This is a genomic window from Enterobacter sp. BNK-13, from assembly GCF_048685015.1.
Classification (GTDB): domain Bacteria; phylum Pseudomonadota; class Gammaproteobacteria; order Enterobacterales; family Enterobacteriaceae; genus Enterobacter; species Enterobacter quasiroggenkampii.
Genome location: NZ_JBLQTP010000001.1, coordinates 1,812,643 through 1,835,441 on the forward strand (window position 1 = coordinate 1,812,643; position 22,799 = coordinate 1,835,441).

At 54.3% G+C, this 22,799-nt stretch carries 26 protein-coding genes; 13 read left to right on the forward strand and 13 right to left on the reverse strand.

Translation table 11 applies throughout. The features are described from left to right. The first annotated feature begins 13 nt into the window (after nt 1-13). The 5 genes from paaK (at nt 14) to ACMGGQ_RS08850 (ending at nt 4,438) form a co-directional block, all read left to right on the forward strand. On the forward strand, nt 14-1,330 hold the full coding sequence (paaK, locus tag ACMGGQ_RS08830; RefSeq protein ID WP_248221303.1) for a phenylacetate--CoA ligase PaaK: 1,317 nt from the start codon (nt 14-16) through the stop codon (nt 1,328-1,330). 185 nt (nt 1,331-1,515) lie between these two features. Continuing rightward, on the forward strand, nt 1,516-2,451 hold the full coding sequence (gene paaX / locus ACMGGQ_RS08835) for a phenylacetic acid degradation operon negative regulatory protein PaaX (protein WP_028016008.1): 936 nt from the start codon (nt 1,516-1,518) through the stop codon (nt 2,449-2,451). Between the two features lie 9 nt (nt 2,452-2,460). Next, entirely contained in the window at nt 2,461-3,057 is a 597-nt protein-coding gene (gene paaY / locus ACMGGQ_RS08840; RefSeq protein ID WP_045910436.1) for a phenylacetic acid degradation protein PaaY, read from the forward strand. Nucleotides 3,058-3,159: 102 nt separating this feature from the next. Then, nucleotides 3,160-3,903 carry an SDR family oxidoreductase gene (locus ACMGGQ_RS08845; protein WP_414455134.1) on the forward strand — a complete coding sequence of 248 codons (744 nt, stop codon included), beginning with the start codon at nt 3,160-3,162 and terminating at the stop codon, nt 3,901-3,903. Nucleotides 3,904-3,955: 52 nt separating this feature from the next. Next, nucleotides 3,956-4,438 carry a glutathione peroxidase gene (locus ACMGGQ_RS08850; protein ID WP_414455135.1) on the forward strand — a complete coding sequence of 161 codons (483 nt, stop codon included), beginning with the start codon at nt 3,956-3,958 and terminating at the stop codon, nt 4,436-4,438. A gap of 89 nt (nt 4,439-4,527) precedes the next feature. Here the strand turns inward: ACMGGQ_RS08850 and ACMGGQ_RS08855 are convergent, their stop codons facing one another. Further along, nucleotides 4,528-5,427, reverse strand: coding sequence for a LysR family transcriptional regulator (locus ACMGGQ_RS08855; protein ID WP_420289877.1), 900 nt, complete (start codon nt 5,425-5,427; stop codon nt 4,528-4,530). Nucleotides 5,428-5,555: 128 nt separating this feature from the next. On the opposite strand from ACMGGQ_RS08855, the gene ACMGGQ_RS08860 reads away from it, so the two are divergent. Further along, the gene (locus ACMGGQ_RS08860; protein ID WP_021241342.1) at nt 5,556-6,128 is read left to right on the forward strand and encodes a flavin reductase family protein; all 573 of its coding nucleotides are present in this window, start codon (nt 5,556-5,558) and stop codon (nt 6,126-6,128) included. 240 nt (nt 6,129-6,368) lie between these two features. Here ACMGGQ_RS08860 and ACMGGQ_RS08865 read toward each other — a convergent pair whose 3' ends face one another. After that, nucleotides 6,369-6,830, reverse strand: a complete 462-nt coding sequence (locus ACMGGQ_RS08865; RefSeq protein ID WP_008502363.1) for a GNAT family N-acetyltransferase — start codon at nt 6,828-6,830, stop codon at nt 6,369-6,371. Nucleotides 6,831-6,893: 63 nt separating this feature from the next. Continuing rightward, a complete protein-coding gene (locus ACMGGQ_RS08870; protein WP_045910440.1) occupies nt 6,894-7,496 on the reverse strand; it encodes a helix-turn-helix domain-containing protein in 603 nt (200 codons plus the stop codon). A 43-nt stretch (nt 7,497-7,539) separates the two neighbouring features. On the opposite strand from ACMGGQ_RS08870, the gene ACMGGQ_RS08875 reads away from it, so the two are divergent. Together ACMGGQ_RS08875 and ACMGGQ_RS08880 are read left to right on the forward strand one after the other, a co-directional pair. Further along, entirely contained in the window at nt 7,540-8,235 is a 696-nt protein-coding gene (locus ACMGGQ_RS08875; RefSeq protein WP_420289878.1) for a B3/4 domain-containing protein, read from the forward strand. Nucleotides 8,236-8,256: 21 nt separating this feature from the next. Next, on the forward strand, nt 8,257-9,150 hold the full coding sequence (locus tag ACMGGQ_RS08880) for a dihydrodipicolinate synthase family protein (RefSeq protein ID WP_262805565.1): 894 nt from the start codon (nt 8,257-8,259) through the stop codon (nt 9,148-9,150). A 125-nt stretch (nt 9,151-9,275) separates the two neighbouring features. Here ACMGGQ_RS08880 and ACMGGQ_RS08885 read toward each other — a convergent pair whose 3' ends face one another. The 3 genes from ACMGGQ_RS08885 to ACMGGQ_RS08895 form a co-directional block, all read right to left on the reverse strand. Continuing rightward, the gene (locus tag ACMGGQ_RS08885) at nt 9,276-9,713 is read right to left on the reverse strand and encodes a VOC family protein (protein WP_420289879.1); all 438 of its coding nucleotides are present in this window, start codon (nt 9,711-9,713) and stop codon (nt 9,276-9,278) included. A gap of 13 nt (nt 9,714-9,726) precedes the next feature. Beyond that, entirely contained in the window at nt 9,727-10,164 is a 438-nt protein-coding gene (locus ACMGGQ_RS08890) for a VOC family protein (protein WP_106105945.1), read from the reverse strand. 79 nt (nt 10,165-10,243) lie between these two features. Next, nucleotides 10,244-11,404, reverse strand: a complete 1,161-nt coding sequence (locus tag ACMGGQ_RS08895) for an MFS transporter (RefSeq protein WP_420289880.1) — start codon at nt 11,402-11,404, stop codon at nt 10,244-10,246. A gap of 130 nt (nt 11,405-11,534) precedes the next feature. On the opposite strand from ACMGGQ_RS08895, the gene ACMGGQ_RS08900 reads away from it, so the two are divergent. Together ACMGGQ_RS08900 and ACMGGQ_RS08905 are read left to right on the forward strand one after the other, a co-directional pair. Further along, nucleotides 11,535-12,071, forward strand: coding sequence for a MarR family winged helix-turn-helix transcriptional regulator (locus ACMGGQ_RS08900; protein ID WP_048223035.1), 537 nt, complete (start codon nt 11,535-11,537; stop codon nt 12,069-12,071). Between the two features lie 24 nt (nt 12,072-12,095). After that, complete coding sequence (locus tag ACMGGQ_RS08905; RefSeq protein WP_262805568.1) at nt 12,096-13,019, forward strand: LysR substrate-binding domain-containing protein; 924 nt, start codon at nt 12,096-12,098, stop codon at nt 13,017-13,019. Nucleotides 13,020-13,066: 47 nt separating this feature from the next. On the opposite strand, the gene ACMGGQ_RS08910 is transcribed toward ACMGGQ_RS08905, so the two are convergent. Continuing rightward, the gene (locus tag ACMGGQ_RS08910; protein WP_420289881.1) at nt 13,067-13,537 is read right to left on the reverse strand and encodes a hypothetical protein; all 471 of its coding nucleotides are present in this window, start codon (nt 13,535-13,537) and stop codon (nt 13,067-13,069) included. A 250-nt stretch (nt 13,538-13,787) separates the two neighbouring features. On the opposite strand from ACMGGQ_RS08910, the gene ACMGGQ_RS08915 reads away from it, so the two are divergent. Together ACMGGQ_RS08915 and ACMGGQ_RS08920 are read left to right on the forward strand one after the other, a co-directional pair. Beyond that, nucleotides 13,788-14,465 carry a DUF1963 domain-containing protein gene (locus tag ACMGGQ_RS08915; RefSeq protein WP_420289882.1) on the forward strand — a complete coding sequence of 226 codons (678 nt, stop codon included), beginning with the start codon at nt 13,788-13,790 and terminating at the stop codon, nt 14,463-14,465. Nucleotides 14,466-14,605: 140 nt separating this feature from the next. Next, complete coding sequence (locus ACMGGQ_RS08920; protein WP_420289883.1) at nt 14,606-15,082, forward strand: WbuC family cupin fold metalloprotein; 477 nt, start codon at nt 14,606-14,608, stop codon at nt 15,080-15,082. Nucleotides 15,083-15,145: 63 nt separating this feature from the next. Here the strand turns inward: ACMGGQ_RS08920 and ACMGGQ_RS08925 are convergent, their stop codons facing one another. Further along, nucleotides 15,146-15,688 (reverse strand): cysteine hydrolase family protein, encoded by a 543-nt coding sequence (locus ACMGGQ_RS08925; RefSeq protein WP_420289884.1) that lies wholly within the window; start codon nt 15,686-15,688, stop codon nt 15,146-15,148. Between the two features lie 400 nt (nt 15,689-16,088). Between ACMGGQ_RS08925 and ACMGGQ_RS08930 the strand changes: the two genes are divergently transcribed. Then, nucleotides 16,089-16,391, forward strand: a complete 303-nt coding sequence (locus ACMGGQ_RS08930; RefSeq protein ID WP_420289885.1) for a hypothetical protein — start codon at nt 16,089-16,091, stop codon at nt 16,389-16,391. Between the two features lie 114 nt (nt 16,392-16,505). Here the strand turns inward: ACMGGQ_RS08930 and ACMGGQ_RS08935 are convergent, their stop codons facing one another. From ACMGGQ_RS08935 to ACMGGQ_RS08955, 5 genes are all read right to left on the reverse strand, one after another. Further along, complete coding sequence (locus tag ACMGGQ_RS08935; protein ID WP_048223051.1) at nt 16,506-17,105, reverse strand: NAD(P)H-dependent oxidoreductase; 600 nt, start codon at nt 17,103-17,105, stop codon at nt 16,506-16,508. Nucleotides 17,106-17,179: 74 nt separating this feature from the next. Continuing rightward, nucleotides 17,180-17,773: a TetR/AcrR family transcriptional regulator gene (locus ACMGGQ_RS08940; RefSeq protein WP_045910453.1), complete on the reverse strand. Its 594-nt coding sequence runs from the start codon at nt 17,771-17,773 to the stop codon at nt 17,180-17,182. 34 nt (nt 17,774-17,807) lie between these two features. Continuing rightward, nucleotides 17,808-20,897, reverse strand: a complete 3,090-nt coding sequence (locus tag ACMGGQ_RS08945; protein WP_420289886.1) for an efflux RND transporter permease subunit — start codon at nt 20,895-20,897, stop codon at nt 17,808-17,810. Beyond that, nucleotides 20,894-22,003, reverse strand: a complete 1,110-nt coding sequence (locus tag ACMGGQ_RS08950; protein ID WP_420289887.1) for an efflux RND transporter periplasmic adaptor subunit — start codon at nt 22,001-22,003, stop codon at nt 20,894-20,896. The genes ACMGGQ_RS08945 and ACMGGQ_RS08950 overlap by 4 nt, the downstream gene beginning before the upstream one ends. 74 nt (nt 22,004-22,077) lie before the next feature. Next, a complete protein-coding gene (locus ACMGGQ_RS08955; RefSeq protein ID WP_045910456.1) occupies nt 22,078-22,692 on the reverse strand; it encodes a TetR/AcrR family transcriptional regulator in 615 nt (204 codons plus the stop codon). Between the last annotated feature and the right edge of the window lie 107 nt (nt 22,693-22,799).

The following is a 22,799-nucleotide window of genomic DNA, read 5'->3' on the forward strand; positions in this document are numbered from 1 at the left end:
TGAGTACCCTGCGATGACAAATACAACAAAGCTTGATCCGATTGAAACGGCCTCCCTTGACGAGTTACAGGCGCTACAAACCGCGCGTCTGAAATGGACACTGCATCACGCCTATAACAACGTGCCGATGTACAAACGCAAGTTTGATGCTGCGGGCGTTCATCCTGACGATTTCAAAGAGCTGGCGGATATCCGTAAGTTCCCGTGCACCACCAAGCAGGATCTGCGGGATAACTATCCGTTCGATACCTTCGCCGTGCCGATGGAGCAGGTGGTGCGCATTCACGCGTCATCCGGCACCACCGGCAAACCGACGGTGGTCGGCTACACCCAGGGCGACATCGACAACTGGGCCAACCTGGTGGCGCGCTCCCTGCGCGCGGCGGGCGGCAGCGCGAAGGACAAAATTCACGTGGCGTATGGCTATGGCCTGTTTACCGGCGGGCTGGGGGCGCACTACGGGGCCGAGCGTTTAGGCGCGACGGTGATCCCGATGTCCGGCGGCCAGACGGAGAAACAGGCGCAGCTGATCCGCGATTTCCAGCCGGACATGATCATGGTGACGCCATCCTACTGTCTCAACCTGATTGAGGAGCTGGAGCGCCAGATGGGCGGCGATGCCAGCACCTGTTCCCTGCGCGTGGGCGTCTTCGGCGCCGAGCCGTGGACGCAGGCCATGCGCCGTGAAATTGAAAAACGCTTAGGGATTACGGCGCTGGATATCTATGGCCTCTCCGAGGTGATGGGGCCGGGCGTGGCGATGGAGTGTATCGAAACCGTCGACGGCCCGACCATCTGGGAAGATCACTTCTACCCGGAGATTGTCAACCCGAACGACGGCACGCCGCTGGATGACGGTCAGCAGGGCGAACTGCTGTTCACCACGCTGACCAAAGAGGCGCTGCCGGTGATCCGCTACCGCACCCGCGACCTGACGCGTCTGCTCCCGGCAACCGCGCGCAGCATGCGCCGTATGGACCGCATCAGCGGCCGCAGCGACGATATGCTGATCATTCGCGGCGTCAACGTCTTCCCGTCGCAGTTGGAAGAGGAGATTGTGAAGTTCGAACACCTTTCTCCGCACTACCAGCTGGAGGTGAACCGTCGCGGACATCTTGATTCACTTTCCGTGAAGGTGGAGCTGAAAGAGAGCAGCCTGACGCTGACCCACGAGCAGCGTTGCCAGGTGTGCCACCAGCTGCGGCACCGCATTAAATCGATGGTGGGGATTTCCACCGACGTCATGATCGTGAACTGCGGCAGCATCCCGCGCTCGGAGGGCAAAGCCTGCCGGGTGTTTGACCTGCGTAAAGTTGCGGCCAACGGTTAAAACAACACCCCCCTCATCCTGGCCTTCTCCCCGAAGGGGAGAAGGGACGGTACGGTGCGGTCTTTTGCCTCCTCAGAAAGGGCGAAGGGACTGCTCGGTGTGGCATTTTCCCCTCTCCCCTCTGGGGAGAGGGTCAGGGTGAGGGTCCTATGCTATGATTCATCCAGGACAAAAATAACAACAGAATGAATCACATGAATAAACTCGACGCCTTTATCCAGCACGCGGTCAGCTCTGTTCCCGTCAGCGGGACCTCGCTTATCTCCTCGTTATACGGTGACGCGCTTTCCCATCGCGGCGGTGAGATTTGGCTCGGCAGCCTGGCTGCCTTACTGGAAGGCATGGGGTTTGGCGAACGGTTCGTGCGTACCGCGCTGTTTCGCCTCAACAAAGAGGGCTGGTTGGACGTCTCGCGCATCGGGCGACGCAGCTTTTACCGCCTGAGCGATAAGGGGCTGCGTCTGACGCGTCGCGCGGAGAATAAGATCTACCGCGCGGAACTGCCCGCCTGGGACGGTAAATGGTTATTGCTGCTCTCCGAGGGGTTGGATAAAACCACCCTGGCCGACGTTAAAAAGCAGCTGATCTGGCAGGGGTTTGGCACGCTGGCGCCGAGCCTGATGGCCTCGCCGTCACAGCATCTGGCGGACGTGCAGTCCCTGCTTCACGATGCCGGCGTGGCGGAAAACGTGATTTTCTTTGAAGCCCACTCGCCGCTGGCGCTCTCGCGCGCCGCGCTGCGTTCACGCGTAGAAGAGTGCTGGCAGTTAACCGAGCAAAACGCGATGTACGAGTCGTTTATCAGCTCATTCCGGCCGCTGCTGCCGCTGCTGAAAGAGGCTGCGCCAGAGGAGCTGACGCCGGAACGCTGCTTCCAGATCCAGCTGCTGCTGATTCACTTTTATCGTCGCGTGGTGCTGAAGGACCCGCTGCTGCCGGAAGAGTTACTGCCTGCGCACTGGGCGGGACAAAGCGCCCGACAGCTCTGCATTAATATCTATCAGCGTGTCGCGCCGGGGGCGCTGGCGTTTGTCAGCGAGAAGGGCGAAACCTCTGTCGGCGAACTGCCCGTGCCCGGCACGCTCTACTATCAACGCTTTGGTGGTCTTACAAGCGCATAAGGAGGGAAGATGCCTGTTTATCAAATTGATGGCCTGACGCCGGTCGTGCCGGACGAGAGCTACGTTCATCCCACAGCGGTGCTCATTGGTGACGTGATTCTGGGCAAAGGCGTTTACGTCGGTCCCAATGCCAGCCTGCGCGGTGATTTTGGCCGTATCGTGGTGAAAGACGGGGCGAACATTCAGGATAACTGCGTGATGCACGGTTTCCCGGAGCAGGACACGGTGGTGGAAGAGGACGGGCACATCGGCCACAGCGCCATTCTTCACGGTTGCGTGATCCGTCGCAATGCGCTGGTGGGCATGAACGCGGTGGTGATGGACGGGGCGGTCATTGGTGAAAACAGCATCGTCGGCGCGGCGGCGTTCGTGAAGGCCAAAGCGGAGATGCCTGCCAACCATTTGATCATCGGCAGCCCGGCAAAGGCGATCCGTGAGCTGAGCGAGCAGGAGCTGGCCTGGAAGCAGCAGGGCACGCGGGAGTATCAGGTGCTGGTGGAGCGCTGCAAGCTCACTATGCACCAGGTCGAGCCGCTGCGCGAGGCTGAGCCTGAACGCAAGCGGCTGACGTTTGACGAGAATTTACGGCCGAAGTCGGCGGTGTAGGACGGGAAGTTCGCGCTACGGCACTAACGGGAAGATGTTACCCCGCCTCACCATGCTATAAATCCTCCGACACAGACTCATCACGATAAAGGACGCAGAGTTATGCTGAGAGGAAAACGCGCTGTTATCACGGGTGGCGGCGGGGGATTTGGTCAGGCGCTGTGCGTCTGGCTGGCGCGAGAGGGCGTTGACGTGGATTTTAGCGCCCGTCGGGTAGAGGATATAGAAAAAACCTGCGCCCTCATCGCGGCTGAAGGGGGTGTGGCAAGAGGATATCTCTGCGATTTAGCCCAGCCGGAATCCGTTTCTCAGTTCTCTTCGCAGGTCTTACATGCAGACAGGCCAATTGATATTTTACTACTGAATGCTGCTCAGTGGCTGTCAGGGACTCTAGACGAACAATCGAGCACAGAAATCGTCAATACCGTCAGTTCAGGCCTGACAGGTTCAATCCTGCTCACCCAGGCGTTGCTTTCAGGATTGCGACGTTCAGACGGCGCAGACATCATTGCGATTATATCCGCATGCGGTATTCCGAACTTTACAGATTCCATTGCCCATCCCGCTTTTTTTGCCAGCAAACATGGAATGAGCGGCTTTATCACCAAACTGTCAAAACAATTGTCCCGGGAAAATATAAGGGTGACCGGCTTGTATCCACCCGATTTTGAACTTACCGGGATAGACGCGCTTGTCGACGATCGCTCACGAATGGGGGAGCGCTTAATGAATGGACGATCTGTCTGGGAAACGGTGCGTTTTGTGCTGACTCAGCCCCGTAGCTGCCATATTGGTACCGTCTACTTTCAGGGGCCCACTCGCGAAGATCTGGAATGTCAGTCCTGAACCTCGTATTTTTGTATCCACCTCTCGATTTAGCAGAACAGGTACCACACAGATGACGCACTTTTACGAATTTACCGCTACCAGCCTTGATGGCCGACCGATCTCTATGGCCGACTATGCGGGTAGGGTGGTTCTGGTTGTTAATACGGCCAGCCAGTGCGGCTTTACGCCCCAGTATGCGGGTCTTGAAGCGCTGTACAAAAAATACGCCGATCAAGGGCTGGTGGTGCTTGGCTTCCCCTGCAACCAGTTCGGTAAGCAGGAGCCTGGCGGAGCCGACGACATCTCAAAGACCTGTTACATTAACTACGGCGTCAGCTTTCCCATGTTCGAGAAAGTCGAGGTCAACGGCGCCGCAGCACATCCGATTTTTCGTTATCTGAAAGACGAATTGCCCGGCGTGCTGGGTGGGCGGATTAAGTGGAACTTTACTAAATTTCTGATCGGGCGTGACGGTAAACCCCTCAAGCGCTTTGCACCAATGACTACGCCCGAGAAAATGGAGGGGGCAATTGTTGCGGCACTGGGAAGGTGAGTGTTTTTGTCGCTAGAGCCATCTGTTTGTCGGGGATAGCCGATATTCTGATGTCCGCTCTGTGCCAGATGCGGACGTCGAGGAGAATGTTATATTGATGCGAAATATTTGCGTAATATTTTTTCTAATAACGAGAAAACGACCGTCACCCTTTTGGGAGTAATCAGCTGGTAAGGCCGATATAAATAAAATTGCCATTTCTCCTGTCGCAGTTCTGGCAATGGGGGAACAAGTTGGCCGCTTGCTAAGTACTCCCTACAGATAAAGTCGCTGGACTGTACAACCGTTCTCCCGGCCAATGCAGCCTGAATTTCGGCATATGGATCTGTAGTATAAAACTCAATATGACGAGGGACAAAAGTATTTACTGCGTCACTCATAAACTCAAATGATTTTCCCGTTTCAGGATTAATTAAACCACTAAATGGATAACGCTGTCGAAGATCTTCTAAATCAGTAGGTGCTCCCAGTCGCTCAATAAGTTCAGGGGATGTAACCAAAATATGTTCAACTTGTCCGATATTTTTAATGATAAAGTTTGGATTAGGTTCTCGCCCTACGCGTATACCTATATCGATACGATGCTCAATAGTATCAAGTTTCATCATATCTAAACGCCAGTCGATAAATAACTCAGGATAGGGACGTAGTGCAGTCAATAGTTCATACAAGATTTGTTCATGATTTGGAAATCGAAGTAATGTGATACGAACAATACCCTTCATGTCATTATCATCTTTCCCTGTCTGAAATAGTTTTTCAGAATCTTCAAGCAGTCGCTTCGCTTGGGGTAAAAATAGTTCGCCGAAACTAGTGAGAAAGATCGAACGAGTATTGCGTTTGAATAAAGGTTCACCAAGTTTTTTCTCCAGCTCAGCGACTGTTCGGGTTACTACTGATGGTGAAACCGACAGCTTGATGGCTGCTTCGCGGAAGTTCAAGGTCTCAGAGGCGATGATAAAAAATTTTAGAGCGTCAAGTTTGTCCATGATTATTGTGAAATCTGCAATAATGTATTTTGATAATAGCAATTAATTTGCAACTATTCCAGCCATATAATAGAACAATCAAATAAGTAACCTGTCTTACTTTTTATCAGAACTCAAAAGAGTAAACTATGTCAATTCAACCAGTAGAGTTAAACAAAGCCTATCGTTTATTACAGGTCGGGCCAACGACGATGATATCGGCTAAAAATGATGGCATTGAAAATGTCATGGCAGCGGCCTGGGTGGGATTAGTAGGCAATAACAAAGTGATGGCTTTTATAGGTCCACAGGCATTTACTCGCGGGCTTGTAGAAAAAAGCGGATATTACGTTGTACAGATCCCAGTAGTAAATCAGATGGAAATGGTTTTATATGCTGGTGGTCACAGTTATTCCGACACACCCGATAAAAATAGTAAAATCCCACTATTTTATCAGAAAGAGTTTGATCTGCCTTTAGTGGAAGGTTGCGCTGGCTGGTTAGTATGTAAGGTCATACCCAATGAAGAAAATGAAAAGCAGCACAACTTGTTCATGGGGGAAATTGTCGGAGCATGGAGTGATGACCGCGTTTTCAAAAATGGGCACTGGATTTTTGATGATGCACCAGATGAATTACGTACTGTCCATTACGTTGCTGGCGGACAGTTTTACGCCATTGGCAAAGGGACAAAATTTAATTATGGGCCGGGAAAAGACTAATCCTTACTTCTGCATAAATGTAGCCATATAACATGGCTACATAGAGGTAGTAGCATAAAAGAACAACCTACTTAAGATGTTTGCTTCTCACTCACAGCGGACCTTTAGCTCAGTTAGCATATCCGCTCAGTGCCAGAAGCGGATGTCGTAAGATTCGTTCGGCTAAAAGAGCAAATTCTTCTGCATCAGAGTGACAGGCCCTGCGGATTCACATTTATCATTACTCTCTGAAAAGTACTTTTATTTTTGCCCGGGGTTACGATAAATATCGGGTCGATTGATTTGCCAGACAAAATCTGGTCGGTTCAATGGGTTATACCCCAGCTTCTGGTATAACCATGGCGCGCTGTCGGTTACCAGCATTATCCGTCGCAGACGTGACAACAATGGATGGGCATGACAGCATTCAATCAGCCAACGTCCAAGACCACTTTTCTGATAATCGTTCAGCACGTAGACGTCACACAAATAACCAAAAGTGGCATAGTCTGTGACCAGACGGGCGAAGCCGATTTGTCTTGTTCCATCCAGGAGCGCGAAACAAAGGCTGTTCTGGATTGATATCCTGACCGTTTCAGCATCAATACCAGGAGCCCAGGACGATTGCGAGAGGTAATCGTGAATGGCTTCCAGCTGAAAAAAGCTGGGATCGGTTGTGACAATAAATTTGTCTTTGGTAAAACGCAGATGCTGATTATTCACCGAACTCCTCCTTTTGGGCTACTTGTGATGAGGCACAGGGCTGTCCTCTATGCCGGGGAATGCTCAGGATGCTTTTTCATGTACTGTCATGATAAATACCAGCGGGTTCTCCCCCTGGTTTTCATAGAAATGAGGAACGTCCGTTCTGGCGGTTGCCGAACAGCCAGTATTTACCCGATACACGTGTTCCTGTACGCCGAGTGTGAGCGTGCCCGACTGCACATAAAACAGTTCAAGCGTACCTTCCGTGTGGCCGGGGGACGCAAACTTTTCCCCCGGCTGCATTTCCCACATCCAGAGTTCGGTCATATCAGGGCCACCTGACCCTGCGAGCAATCTTGCTCTCCCGCCTTTTTCACCTTCCCACAATTCAGGGATCTCATCTTCAGCGATGAGATGCACGGTCGGTTTTGAACTGACATCCACAAAATCAGCCACTGAAACCCCCATTGCGGCAGCCAGGCGGCATAGCAGGGCAATGCTGGGATTCGCCCGGCATCCCTCTATCTCAACCAGCGCTCCCTTGCTGACGCCTGCCCGACGCGAGAGTTCATCAAGGGAGATTTTCTTTTGCTTACGATACAGTTTTATTCGCTGCGATACGGCTTCATTCACGGAACTGGCGATCGAATTTGCATCGGTCATTAAATTGACTTTTTTGGTCATTGGTCATTATCATGGAATAAATTGGTCATTACAGGATTATCACGTGCTAACAGTATCGCCGTCAATTGCCCCTGAAATTTATCGTATTGCTCCCGGTTTTCGGGCACTCAGCATCTGCGTAAAAGCTGCGCCAGTGCTTAATCCCGACACTGGAGAAATGGCGCTGCGTGAAGCCTGTGAAGCCGTTCTGGCCGGTGAACCAGAGTGGGCGGACTCTCATCTGGCGGCATGGGCCGACGTTTTTCAAAAGTTTGGTGCTAAACCTAAACGCACTCCTTGCTCTGCGGATGCGTTACGCAAGCGCGTGTTACGTGACGGAACGATGCCAGCGCTCGATCCTATCGTTGATCTTTATAATGCCGTTAGTCTCCGCTATGCCGTTCCGGTTGGTGGAGAGAATCTCTCTGCCTATCAGGGGGCGCCGCGTCTGACTGTGGCAAAAGGAACAGAGCCTTTTGATACCGTCAAAGAGGGAGAGGCCACCGTTGAGTATCCTTCACAAGGCGAGGTTATCTGGTGTGATGATATCGGCGTGACCTGCCGTCGCTGGAATTGGCGACAGGGGATCAGAACCCGCTTAGGCGTGGAAGCTCAGCAAATGTGGTTTATTCTGGAGAGTCTCCCGCAGATGCCGCTGGATAGACTTCACGAAGCCGGGAAGATGCTGACCGACGGCCTGGAAAAAATGATGCCCGGTCTGTGGTTTGACGTTGCTCTCAACGAAGAACAACAGCAGTAATACCCTTCAGGAGAAACAGTTATGTTTACCGGTTTGTCGGCGTTTCCATTAACCCCAGTCACTGCCAGCGGCGTGGATGAAGAGGGTTTCAGCCATATTCTTTCCCGTCTTACAGACGCTCGTGTTGATTCTATGGGCATCCTGGGGTCAACCGGAAGCTACGCCTATCTGACCCGGGAGCAGCGCAAGCGCGTAGCAACGCTGGCAAAACAGCATGCAGGGAACATCCCCGTTATGGTGTGTGTGGGAGCGGTCAGTACCGATGCCATTCTGCATCTGGCAGATGATGCACAGGCAGCTGGTGCGAATGCGCTGTTACTCCCGGCGGTCAGTTACCAGCCACTCCGTGACGAAGAAGTCTTCTCACTCTTTGAGACCGTTACCCGGCACGTTTCTGTACCGGTGTGTATCTATGATAATCCGGGCACTACGCATTTTACCTTTACGGATGAACTCCACGGTCGTCTCTCCTCACTTGAGGGGGTTCGCTCGGTCAAGATCCCTGGCGTCCCGGATAGCCCCGCTGCAGCGATTGAGCGGGTGAATGCGTTACGTCAACATTTGCGCCCTGGCGTAACAATCGGTATTAGTGGCGACGCTTATGCGGGGCTGGGATTAAACGCCGGTTGTGAAGTGTGGTATTCCGTGTGTGGCGGTCTGTTCCCTGAGATGGCGAAACAAATCACCGAAGCTGCGGCGGCAAACGATCATCAACGCGTTACAGCCCTGACAACCCGCCTCGAGCCGTTGTGGTCGCTCTTCCGGAAACATGGGGGAAGTATTCGCGTTATTGCCGCTGCTGCTGGTGTGCTTGGGCTTACCGACATGGATTGCCTGCCTCGACCTCTGCAACCATTGTCAGCTGGTGATATCGCGGATATTGCCCATGTGATAAGCATGCTGGAGCTGAAGTGATCTCTCCGCAGGACGGGGTGTCTACCGGTCCTTTTGAAACCTGGTGGGGGATCAATCATCAGATGTTTGACACAAGTTCTTTAGGTCCGCTCTTCGCTAAAAGCGGACCATACTTTAAAACTTTATTAGTGACGTGACTCTTCCTCTCCTGAGAGCGTATCTGCATCAGGTGAATAATTCCGGTAAACGCATGCCAGTTTATGCCCGTCAGGATCGCGCAGATAGGCAACATAAAAATCGGGGCCGTAGGCGGTTCGTGTACCGGGCACGCCTTCATCCTTTCCTCCCGCACGGAGGCCCACTGCATGGAAGCGTCTGACAATTTCCGCGCTATCGGCTCTGAATGCGAACATTGTCCCGTTTCCCGCCGTCGCGGGTTGCTGGTCAAAAGGAGGACAAATGCAGAAGCTAAATTCGTCATCCGGATGATTTTCGTTTCCCCACATTGCCCAGCTATCAGTCCAGGCGGCCAGACGTGAATAGCCCAGCACGTTAAAAATAGCGTCATAAAAGTTCACGGCGCGCTGAAAGTCATTTGTCCCTATCGTGATATAAGCCAGCACCTTATAACATCCTCTATCCACGCAGCCACGGCGTAACTGTTAGTCCGGTCAGCAAACCTTCCGGGCTGAGCAGGCGAGTAACGGTTTGTCCCCACGGTTCCGTGCGGTTGGCGACCAACAACCGATAGCCTTTTTCACTCAAAACACGGGTAGCGGAATCGAGATCCTGCACCTCGTATTCAATCCATCCCTGCGGTATTGGATGCTCCACGGGCCACTCCGATTCACCAAAACAGGACGTTGCCGCCTGTGACAGCGGCCAGACGGCAAAATGCTTCACGCCCGGTAAGTGTCCCTCTTCAGTGAGCAGATACTCGGCATTGCCCTCCATTGGCTTCAGCGGCAGACCGAGAGTCTGGATATAAAACGCGGTGCTGGACGCTGTATCCTGTGAAATGGGCCCGAACCCGGCGACGAACATGACATCAATTCCCGGTAACGTCTGCGACATATCCACTCCTTAATAGCCTGAAATGATGGAATTTAGCGTAGAGCCGTCTTAAATACGACTCTCAATTATGGTATCGCATTCACCGCGCCTGCATGTTCACGGTGGGTTTGAAAGTGAACGCGATAACGATCAACAGCACGACTCCTGCACTCATCACCAGCCAGGCGCTGGTCAGCGAGACCGAACTGTCGCGAACGATCCCGGCAACTAGCGGCATGAGCGCGGCGATCATATATCCTCCTCCCTGAACTTTAGACAGTAACTTCCCGGCCTGCGCGGGCGTTCGCGCATGATCGAACGTGACGATAAGCGACAGCGGGAAGAGGGCGCCGATACCGATGCCAAGCAGCAAGGTTGATAAGACCGGCGTCGTACCTGGAGAGAAGACCAGACACAGTAATCCCGCCAGCAGCAGTAACAGTACTGTTATCAGCGGAACACGGCGGTCGGGGAATTTACCGATCAGCGCGGAGACGGCAAACCCGGCGGCCACCTCGGTTAAGGTCAGCCAGGCCAGCATATAGCCGCTGCTGCGTGCGGACCATCCTGCCTGAATATAGAGCGGGGGCAGCCAGGCTAAGACCAGCGTGTAGGCACCCGTCCCCACGCCAAAAAAGAGCAGAAGGAGTCCAGTCCGGGAGGAAGAGAGCGTAACGGATTCATGTGCTGTTTGTTCCCCTTGAGGCTGCTTAACCAGGGGTAACCACAGCATCAGCGCCAGCAGCGCGAGCACGCCTGCCATAGCCAGCGCGGGCTTGAGCGTGAGCCATGAAAACAGCGGCTCGGCGCTGGCGGCGGCGACTGCCGCACCGGCCATAATGCCCGTGCTGAATAGCGACATGATCGTGCAGGCCGTTTGCGTATACGCCTTTTTTATCAGAGCAGGCATTAACGCCTGGATCGTGCCGATGCTGGCCCCGCCCAGTAACGCGGTGCCCATCAAACCTGTCAGCGAGGTGCTAAAACCGCGTAATGAACAGGCTATCAGCAGGATGAACAGCCCGAGCATTATTCCCCTGACGGCACCGATCCTGGCTAAAAGCCAGGGGCCACACAGGGCAGCCAGTCCCATCATCGCCACCGGCAGGGTAGTCAGCAGGCTGAATTGCGTCGCGGTCAGCCCCGCTTCGCGCTGCAGCACGGAGAAAAGAGGGCCGACCGAGGCCAGAATGGGGCGCAGGTTCAGCCCGACGATAAAAGCGATAACGGCGAAGAGTAACGGTGATGTACGTTTCAACATGGCATCCTTTTCGGTTGTGAATGGCCCAGGCAAATTGCCGCGAGCATTTATCTTAACGTTAAGATAAAATCTGTTTTTGTGTAAGATGTACCGCACAACTCGATAAATTCCCACGCCATCCGGGGTGAAGATGAAAGACCATGTAGACTTCGTTGTCGGCCAGTGGAGCAGCGCCATGCCTGAGCTGGACGCCTCGTCGATGAAAATTTTTGGCCGAATGCTCAGGCTGATGAAGCACCTGGGAAAAGAACGCGCGCTGGCCATGGCGCCGTTTGGCTTTCGCGAGGGCGAGTTTGACGTTCTCGCCACGCTGCGTCGCGCCGGGGAGCCGTACTGCCTTTCGCCCACGCAGCTGTATACATCCCTGTTGATCACATCAGGGGCGATGACGAACCGGCTCAACCATCTTGAACAACAAGGCCTTATCAGGCGGATTGCCGATCCTGATGACAAGCGCAGCTCGCTCGTCAGCCTGACGCCGCACGGGCAGGCTCGTATCGAACAGGCGCTGCTCGTGCATACGGAAACGCAAAATGCGCTGCTGAGAAACCTCTCTGAGGCGCAACGCGCGCAGCTTGAGTCTCTGCTCAGAGGGCTGCTGCTGACGTTTCCGGCTGAGGAATGGGGTGAAACGTCACCGAGTGCCGATAATACAAAAACTGCATGATTACACCTGACAAAAAGGGAACGTATGTCTTTACCGCCACTGTATGCGCTGCGCGCGTTCGAAGTTGCCGCACGGCTGAACTCCTTCAGCAAAGCGGCTGAAGTCCTGAATATCACGCCGGGGGCAGTCAGCAGACATGTCCAGACGCTTGAAATGTGGTTCGACTGCGAGCTGTTTAAACGCCAGGGTCCGAAAGTAGAGGTCAGCGATGCCGGGCGTATTCTGGCCGGGCAGCTTAGCGAAAGTTTCTCGACTATTGAGTGGGCCTGTCGCGCATTCAAAAGTGAAAACCACCTTCTGCGCCTCAAAGCGCCCAGCTCGCTGACGATGCGATGGCTTCTGGATGTGCTTAAATCCTTCCGCGAGAACCACGCGAAGCCGAAAATCGAAATTGCCAGCGTCTGGATGGACTTCGACACGGTTGATTTCAGTCGGGAACCTTATGATTGTGCGATCCTCCTCGGTAACGGTTATTTCGGCGAGTCAACTGAGAGTCGGCTGCTGTTCAGCGAATGGCTTATTCCGGTTTGTACGCCGTCTTTACTGGAGTCTGCCCGGCATCAGCTTCCAGAATGCGATCTTATTCATCCGTCACCGGACAGACGGGACTGGAAGCGCTGGCTGAAAAGGACGGGCTTATTCCCCGGCCTCGACATGAGCGGTGGGATCGTGTTCGACACCCTGGAGCAGGGAAGCCTTGCGGCCATGCACGGACACGGCGTGGCGATGGCCGATCTCCGGCTCACGCTCGACGCGTTGAAAAGCGGCCTTCTCGCGCTGCCCTTCAGGGAGGCGATAGCAACAGGAGATGGTTACTACCTTGTCTGGCCGAAAAATTCGCTCAGAGGACAGAGTATTGAACGGTTGCTGACCTGGCTTAACCTTAATGCACCAGTGGTGCCCTCTTTGGATATTGTCTGTCTTGATTTCAATGAAAAGCGGATTTAATAAATAGCGGAATATTAACAGGGAGATATTCCGCATAGTGAGCGTATTTATGCGTAGGGAATATTTGCCATCTTTTTATATCTTTCCGGCAGGGCGCTGTTCAGATTGAGTAATTTATCCAGAATATAAAGTGCAGGCGTTCCCTTTGCGCGTTCAGCTTCGATCAGCGCAGAACGTAACAGATTGGTAGCCGATGTCATTTCACGGAAGTACTTCTCAGATTCAGGCGTCTGAACTTCACCTGACCCCACGTAACGAACCCTGGGCCAGTCCGCGAAGTCCAGAACCGGAAGGATCCCGTCGTCTTTGGGTAAATGCGCAGAGAGTAACTCTTCGGCGTTACGCGGATTGCTCTGGGCAAAAGAGAGCAGATGCAGGCGATGAATAAAGGGTGAAAGCACCTCAGCGCTATCGCCTTCTGACGAAAGTAACGTTATTAACGTATGTATATTTTCACCCGCGATGTTTTTTTCAGGTGAGATCATTTTCATTAGATGAAATAGAACATCGAGTGTCATACGTACTCCATAGACATGCAGGTGTATTTATTATTTGAGTTTCGCTCTCTGTTCCAGGTCAGGAAGAGATTGGGAATGAAGGGATGGTATTTCAATGCGATCAGGTTTGAAAAACGAGAAATAGTGGGATTCAATGTGAGTTTTACTCAACATAGGTCTCATTATTCAATGAAATTCTCCAGATGTGATGATTAACTTACAATGAGCAGCAGAATATCTATCCGACAAGCGTCTACAGAGGCGAGCAAACATGAGATTAGAGTGTGCGTCAGTTTTAGAAGAACTCCGGACCAGGCTAAGACCCGCATCGGTCGCGCAGGTCGGTGGGTTTCGGCCGCCTGAAGATCCCATTACGTCATGGTTTCTGAAGGGCGTTTCTCGCGCAGATGAAGGATTACCCACATGGAAGGGCAAACCAATGTTTCCACTTCTTCAGATCAGGGTCGACGAGCTTCCTGTTATTCCTGACCAGTTGAAGAGCATTGCCCTTCTGGTGTTGTTTCACAATTTGGAACAACATCCCTTTGACGAACCCCACGGTGAAGGATGGTTAATTCGCGAGTATGCCAGCCTTGAAGGGCTTCAGCCATTGCCTGAATTGGACACGCCGTATCGGCCGTTTCCAGTTCAATGGCTGAGTGTCATTGACGATGCTCCTGGATGGGAAGATGCCTGGGATATTATTGATCTCTCTTGCGTAAATGATGATGAGCAGGCCAGTGATAGTTTTTTTGAAGATTTCAACCGCTACAGGGGAACCAAGGTAGGGGGATTTCCGACTGAGATACAACACGGTGTGGGAATCGAAGAGTTTGTTTTTCAGGTTGGGTCAGAAGAAAAAGTAAACTGGATGTGGGCGGATAACGGTATCGGTTACTTTCACCGGTCATCAGAAGGGGAATGGCGGTTTTCATGTCAGTTCTACTGATGAGCTTCCTGTCGGGGGATTGACCACTCATCCGGCAGTGATTTGTTTCACAAATCCCATCGCTCCTCGACCGTTCAGGATGGTATAACGTCTTGCGGCAATCGGGTTGCCGTAGACAGCCCACATTCCTAAAGGTGTATATGAAACAAATTACTTTCAGTGACCTGCAGCAGCAAAGCGAGCAGGCCGCAAATTCTCCTCGCTTACGCGCCCATCGTAATTTACACCCTGAACTGAGCGACCCGGTGCAGCGCCTGGCCATTGCAATGGAGCCCGGTACCTATGTTCGCCCCCATCGCCATCCTCACACCTTTGAACTGCTGACGGCGCTGAGCGGTCGCTTTCTGGTGCTGAATTTTGACGACAGCGGCAACGTGACCCGGCGTGTGGTGTTAGGTGAAGAGTGTAAAGTGCTGGAGATGGATGCCGGAACCTGGCATGCCGTGCTGTCGCTGGATAAAGGTGGCGTCATTTTTGAGGTTAAACGCGGGGGGTATCAGCCCGTGCCCGAGCATGATACCGCCCCATGGTCACCGGCAGAAAACGAGCCCGGCACCGAGAAGCTGATGCAATGGTACGCTCAGGCACAGGTGGGTGACGGTGGTTTTACCCTGTAATTGTGCACTCATGTCCCCGGCGCGCAACGGCGCACCGGGGAAGAGAGAGACGAACCCGCCAACTCAACTCGACCTATTAAAATGCCAGTCACGAGCAGTCGAGAGCGTCACAAACGGGCCTGCCAGCGTGCTGTTGTGATGGGCAATAATGTCGCTGGCGGATAAATAGTCATTATCCATTGTGGTATGCGCATCTGAAATTAATTCCGTCCTGAAACCCAGCTCCGGTGCGGCCCGGCAGGTCGTATCGACGCAAAACTCTGTTTTCATCCCGGCAATGACCAGCTGTTTAATACCTCGCTGATTAAGTTCTCGCAGCAATACCGTATCCCGAAAACAGCTGGGATAGCGCTTGGTGAAAACAACGTCCTGGTCCTTCACGTCCAGTTCAGGTATCAGCTGGGTTAACGGCCCCTTTTCTGAGAAGGGGGAGTCGTCCGGCCCAATATGGCGGGCAAAAAAGACGGATACCTGCGCGTCTCGGGCGTTGGCGATTAACAAGCGGATATTGGCCAGAACGGCATCGGCGGAGCGAGGGGAAACCGGGCCCCGAAAGAGGCCCTGCTGCATGTCGATAATCAAGAGAGCATTGTCAGACGAAACCATTTTATTTCTCCATTCAGAGGGTGGTGAACGGAGAAACATTTCCCCGTCCAGACTGGCGGGGATTGAGGTTCTGTTTGTCAGTCGTTTGCTACAGATACACTCACGCCGCCGAAGGTTCCGGTGGTGGTGAGGGGGGTTGTTGGCTGAACTGACGTAAACATGTTATGACCTTCGCTGATATATCTTTTAAATGATATCCGGACGAGCCGTTAAACTTTAAAAATTTGCTGTCGATAGTTCTTTTCAATACCATCAATATGCATGTAAAGATGAACAAAATCATATCAGCATATTTGGTAGTTGCGTATTTGTCGGCTCGACTTATTGCACAATCCAACAGTGCGAGAGACTGGATAAAAACCGTTGTGTTTCGTTAAAAAATCACAAAAAGGATGTGCGTATGTTGAAAAGATTAGTCGCGGGGCAGATGAGCTTACCGATGACTTTCTGGGGATGGGGAATTTGCGGTAATTTTCTACTGGGTCTCATTGGGCTTGCTGGAGTGCAGACCGGTCATCCGGCCATGATGCCGCTTTCCTATATACTTAAAGCCATTCTGTTCAGTGCTGTACTTTCGGGCATAACTTTCATTCTGCGTCGAAAAATCACGGTATTAGGTGGGATCGCTTTTTTTATTATTTTGATTCAGGTGATTATGAGTGTAGTGATGACGATAGGCCTTTTCTCGTTATTTTTTGATTAATCACAAGAAAGAGCGTTCCGGTTTGCCAGCAGGATCCCTGACGGTTAGTAACATCGAGAACTCGTGCCTCCTTATGGCGAAGGAGGCACGCCGTTGCTGGATGGATAGCCGATATTATTTTAGGTTGCCGATCTCGCTCAGAAATTCGTCAACCTGCTCGGGCGTCGCCGTGTCTGCCTGGTAAAGGATATCGAGCTTAACGTTCTTCAACCCGCAGAAGCCAAATACCCCTTCGATTATCTGTGTCTGAATCGCCGTCGAATAGCCGTGTTTATCAAATCCGGTGAGATCGCTACCGCCAGTGGCAATCAGGCGAACGGGAACATCCCGTAAATTGCCCACGATCCGGCCGTCGTCAGCCACCTTATACGCCCAGTTCAGGGTCAATACGCGGTCGAACCAGCCTTTCAACAGCGCGGGAACCGACCACCAGTACACCGGGAAGACAAACACCAGCATATCCGCACGCTCGACGCGCTGCTGCTCGCGCAGAATATCGTCGGGGAGGGCGCTCGGATCCCCGTGATACAAGTCAAGATCGGCGCGAGACATGGCCGGATTAAACCCTTCAGCATGAAGATCAGCCATCTCAACCTGCATACCTTCCTCGCGTAATTTTCCGGCAATGCGGGCGGCCAGTGAATGGGACAAGGACGTGTCGACAGGGTGAGCCGTCACGATCAGCGCGTTACTCATGGCATTTGTAGCAGACATAGCAACCTCAAAATGGGGGAGAAGAGATGCTTATGTTACTATTGGTAACTTAGGTGTCAATCCACCCCCGGCGATCATTTTGTGCTATTCGCGTAAGTCGCAAGCACGCCGGTCATGGCACCGCTGAGCGTATCTTCCGCAACGTTTCGGGCGAGCACGCCGTTGCCCGCCGCGGTGCTGAGCGCCTCCGCCGCGCCAATGATGGCCGTCAGTACCGCTTCCCCCTGAACGCCTTTTAAGACGATAAAAGGCGAAAGCGCGGTGCGCAGGCAGTCGGCACATTCGGCCACGCATGCTTCCCGGAACGTCTGCAGCGCGCGAGAACCGGACAGCGCCGCGGCGATTGGCCCGGTTTCAGGCCCGGCGGCAATGGCACAGTCGATATAGGCCGCGCTGAAAAAGCGGATGGTCTTCTCCAGCGTTTTGCTGTCAACCGCCAGCGTCTCGCGGAATTTCGCCAATTGCCGATCGCTATAGTCCTGATACAGCGCCATCAGCAGCCCTTCGCGATCGCCAAAGTGGTCGTAGGGGATGGGCTTGGTCACGTTGGCCCGTTCTGCCAGATAGCCAAGGGTCAACGCCTCGGTGCCTTGCTGACGCACGATTCCACGCGCAACCTCCAGCAGCTGCACGCGGCGGTCCTCTTTTCTTAAGCGCTTAACAACCATGCTTTCCTCAGATTAGTTATCTACCAATGGTAGTTTACACGTTTTCCGTGCCGTGCTGAACGCGTTGTTCAACCGGGCGGATCCGGAACCAGATCGCATACATCGCGGGCAGGAAGACGAGGGTAATGATCGTCCCGCCCAGCGTTCCGCCGATCAGCGTCCAGGCCAGCGTGCCCCAGAACACCGAATGCGTCAGGGGAATGAACGCCAGCACGGCCGCCATGGCGGTGAGTAAGACCGGTCGCGCTCGCTGGACCGTCGCCTCGACCACCGCCTGGAACGGATCGAGGCCGTCCTTCTGGTTATGATCGATTTGACCGATCAGAATCAGTGTATTGCGCATCAGAATGCCGGAGAGGGCGATCAAACCGACCAGCGCGTTGATGCCAAACGGCTGATTAAATATCAGCAGGGTCGGCACGACGCCAATCAGCCCCAGCGGCGCGGTTAAGAACACCATGACCATCGCGGAGAGTGAACGCACCTGCAAAATGATGATCAGTAGCGTCAGGGCAATCATGATCGGGAACAGTGGTAACATGGCCTGCGTGGCTTTACCCGATTCCTCAATCGAACCCGCCATGTCGATACGGTAGCCGGCCGGTAGCGCATCGGCGATCGGCTGGAGCTGCTTCATGATGGCGACCGACACGTCCGGCGGCTGAAGATTGTCGGCGATATCGCCCCGTACGGTAATCGTGGGGGTGCGATCGCGGCGGCGCAGGATCGGGTCTTCCATGCCGATCTCAATCCTGCCGATTTGAGACAGCGGCACGCGCTGTCCCGCATTGCCGACCAGGGTAAAGCCTTCGATTTTTGCCGGGTCAAGGCGGATATCACCCGCCGCGCGGGCAACGACGTCTACCGATCGAATATCTTCCCGCACGGAGGTGACAGGCACGCCTGATAACAGGAACTGAAGCTGCTCGGCAACGGCGCTGGAGGTTAAGCCGGTCGCCTGCAGGCGGTTCTGATCGAGAGTGAAATGCAATACCGGAACGCGTGACCCCCAGTCAGTGTTGACGGTTCGCATCATCGGGCTTGCCTGAAGCACGGCTTTCACCCGTTCGGCGATGTCCTGTACCTGTTTGACGTCCGGCCCCGACACGCGCCAGGCAACCGGGAAGGGCGAGTAGGGGCCAAACACCAGCTGTGTCACCCGCACGCGGGCTTCGGGCGCAAGACCGCTGGCGACGGCCTCCCTGAGCCTGAACTTAAGCGCCTCACGTGACGTCTCGCTGTCCGTCAGGATCACGATTTTCGCAAAAGAGGGATCGGGCAGCTCGGGAGCCATTGCCAGATAGAAACGGGGCGAGCCCTGACCAATATAGGCCGTGACGATTTTGGCTTCCGGCTGCTGGCCCAGCCATGCTTCTATTTTTGCGGTTGCGGCGCTGGTTTGCGCAATTGAGGTGCCATAAGGCATCTGTACTTCAACCAGCACTTCCGGGCGATCGGAGGTAGGGAAGAACTGTTTTTTTACCAGCCCCATGCCGAGAACGGCCAGAATGAAAATGGCGACCACGGACCCGGCCACGCGCCATTTTCTGGCGATAACGCGGCCAAGCAGCTGGCGAAAACGGTTATAGCGAGGCGTGTTATAGATGGCGGCATGACCCCCTTCCACTTTGGGGATCGCTGGCAGGATCTTCACCCCAAGATACGGTGTGAACACCACCGCCACAAACCATGAGGCAATCAGGGCGAGGCCGACAATCCAGAACATATTGCTGGTGTATTCCCCGGCGGTCGACTGTGCAAAACCATTCGGCATAAAGCCAATGGCCGTCACCAGGGTACCGGCCAGCATCGGCGCGGCGGTGTGGCTCCAGGCGTAGGCCGAGGCTTTGATTCTGTCGTAACCTTCCTCCATCTTCACCACCATCATTTCGATGGCGATAATGGCATCGTCAACCAGCAGACCGAGGGCGAGGATCAGGGAGCCCAGCGTGACGCGGTCAAAGTTTATTCCCGCGGCTTCCATCACCACGAAAACGACCGCCAGCGTCAGCGGTACCGCCGCGGCAACCACCACCCCCACGCGCCAGCCCATGCTGACAAAACAGACCACCATGACCACAAGCAGGGCGACGAAGAATTTGATCATAAACTCATCGACCGAGGAGCGGATATTGACGGACTGGTCGGTGACTTTGGTCAGGGTCATGCCAAGCGGCAGGCTATCGTTGATTTTCGCCGTTTCCGCATCCAGCGCTTTACCCAGCGCCAGGCCGTTCCAGCCCTCACGCATGACAATGCCCAGCAGAAGGGCGGGTTCATGCTGATTGCGTATCAGCATCGTCGGGGGATCTTCATAGCCTCGTTCAACCGTTGCCACATCAGACAGCGTGAGCGTTTTGCCCTGGGCGACTAAAGGCGTATCGCGGATTTTCTGCAGTTCATCGAACGCGCCGTCCAGGCGGATAAAAATCTGTGCGCCCCGGGTTTCAATGGTACCCGCCGCGGCCAGGACGTTCTGGCTATTGAGGGCATTGAAAATATCCTGCGGTGAGAGGCCCATCGTCGCCAGACGGTCATGGGAGAAGGCGATATAAATCCGCTCGGCCTGTTCGCCGATAATGTTCACTTTCTTCACCCCGGGAACGTGCAGAAGCTGCTGTCGCAGGCCTTCGGCATCGCGTACCAGCTGCCGCTGCGGTTCGCCTTTTGCTTTCAGGGCAAAGAGGGCAAAGGTGACATCCGAGAATTCATCATTGATCATCGGGCCAATGACGCCCGCCGGAAGACGCAGGGATTCATCACCAAGCTTCTTACGCGCCTGATAGAACTCCTCCTGCACTTCAGAAGGCGGGGTTTTGTCCTGCAGTGACAAGGTGATATACGCCATGCCGGGGCGGGTGTAGGTTTCCGTACGGTCATACCATTTGAGCTCCTGCAGGCGCTTTTCCAGCGGTTCGGCTACCTGATCCTGGATCTCCTGCGCGGTTGCGCCCGGCCAGACGGCGATCGCCGTCATCTGCTTCACGGTGAAGGGCGGATCTTCCGCGCGCCCGAGCCCAAAAAAGGCGTAAATACCGGCAATCGTCACCAGAACGATCAGAAACAGCGTGACGGAACGCTCGCGGACGGCCAGCGCTGACAGATTGAAGCGGCTTCCGCTCATGGTGCATTCTCCGCCGGAGCGGCATGGCGCTGTTCTGCCAGCCTGACAACTTCACCTTCGTGCAGAAGATGGGCGCCTAACGCAACGATCTTCTCCCCAGGCTTCACGCCACCCGTGACCTGGACCGCATCTTCGCCCACGCTCAGCACCTTAACCGGTGTCCATGTGACCTTTTTTGGCTGGGCGGAAATGCGCCAGACGCCGGGCCCTTTACCCGCATCGTAGAGTGAGGCCAGCGGGACCTGCATCGCCTGACCTTCCGTTTTCGCGTCTTCAATGCTGAGCGTGACGGTCGCCCCCAGCGGCGCGTTCGCCAGCTGACCATCCAGCACGTAGCGGGCTTCATACGTGCGGGTTGCGGCATCCGCGGAGTCAGACAGCAGGCGCAACGTCGCGGTGACCGGGTGTTGTTCACTGCCATAAAGCGTGGCCTGCGCTTCGCTGCCGACGGCAGGGCGCAGCGTCTCCGGAAGCTGGACAAGCGCTTCGCGCTGTCCTGCTCTGGCAAGGCGGATGACGACCTGCCCGGCGCTAACGACCTGACCGGGTTCGGCGAGCGTCTCCATCACCACGCCGTCTGAATCCGCCAGCAGTACGGCATAGCCCGTGGCGTTTTGCGCCACGTTGGCCTGCGCGCGGGCAGCGCTGAGATCTGCCCGGGCCGTATCGGCCGCCGCTTTAATCTGATCGTACTCCGAGGCGGACACCGCGCCGGACGCCACCAGGCCGCGATAGCGCGCCTCATCGCTGGTGGCTTTTCTCGCCCGCGCCTGGGCAGCATCCACCGCGCGCTGCTGCGCCTGGGCCTGTAATTTCAGGTCAACAGGATCGAGACGCAGCAAAGGCTGTCCCTGTCTGACGGTCTGCCCGGTATCCACCAGGCGTTCGAGGATTTTTCCCTGAACCCTGAAGCCCAGGTCGCTTTGCGTTCTTGCCACCACCACGCCCGTGAAGGCGCGGGCGGTAGGGTTCGCCATCTCGACAGAGGCGGATCTGACAAGCGGTGGCTTAGTGCGCGGATCGTCACTCGCGGAATTATCGCCGCACGCCCCCAGGGCAAACGGCAGAAGACATACGGCAACGCGGGCTGAAGTGAGCCTGAGCATGGGAAACCTTATTGAAGTAACAGGACGGTATCCGCATTCTCTGACTAGTGACCAATAATGTCAATGGTCACAAATTAGGGGGCCAGGCTTCTTAATATCAGTGAGGAGAGAAGCACCGCGGCAGCGGGGGCCATTTCAAGGTTGTACTGCAGCTGAACGGGGTTGATAAAAGGACACATCACCATGTGGATGGCCTGAGTGACCTCATCCAGCGGCGTTTTTCTTTCAAACTCTCCGGCCTGCCTGCCTTCAATAATGATGCTCTCAATCAGCTTCATCAGGCTTTCAGCATACCGTTCAGTCGACGGCCACTGCTCGCGTGCGGCGACGGCGGCGATGTCGTAAAGCTTGCGATCGTGGAAAAACAGCTCGCTTCCTGCCTCGGTAAGCGCTTTGAAAAGCCGACGTAATTTTTCGCTTGCTGACGGTGCACCTTCGAGGGCGGAAAGCACTGCCGCCATGATCAGCTCCAGGCGGTTAGCGCAGATCACCTCGCCGATAGCCTGCTTGGAATCGAAGAACTTATAAATGTAGGACTTAGAAAAACCGATCGATTTCGCCAGCTCGGCGACGGTGGTTTTTTCATAGCCGTAGTGACCGAAGTGCTCAAAAGCTGCTTCGACGATTTGCTCTCTGACAGAATGGTCAAGTGGACCACGTATTGATGGGGCGTTCATAGTTTTAGTCATTATGTAAGCTTAGCGTGACGGGCCAGGGTTGGCAACGAGTGACCATTTTGTACTTTGGTTACTATTGTGCTGTCTTACGTCGTAAAGACGGGACAATCGGCCAGGTG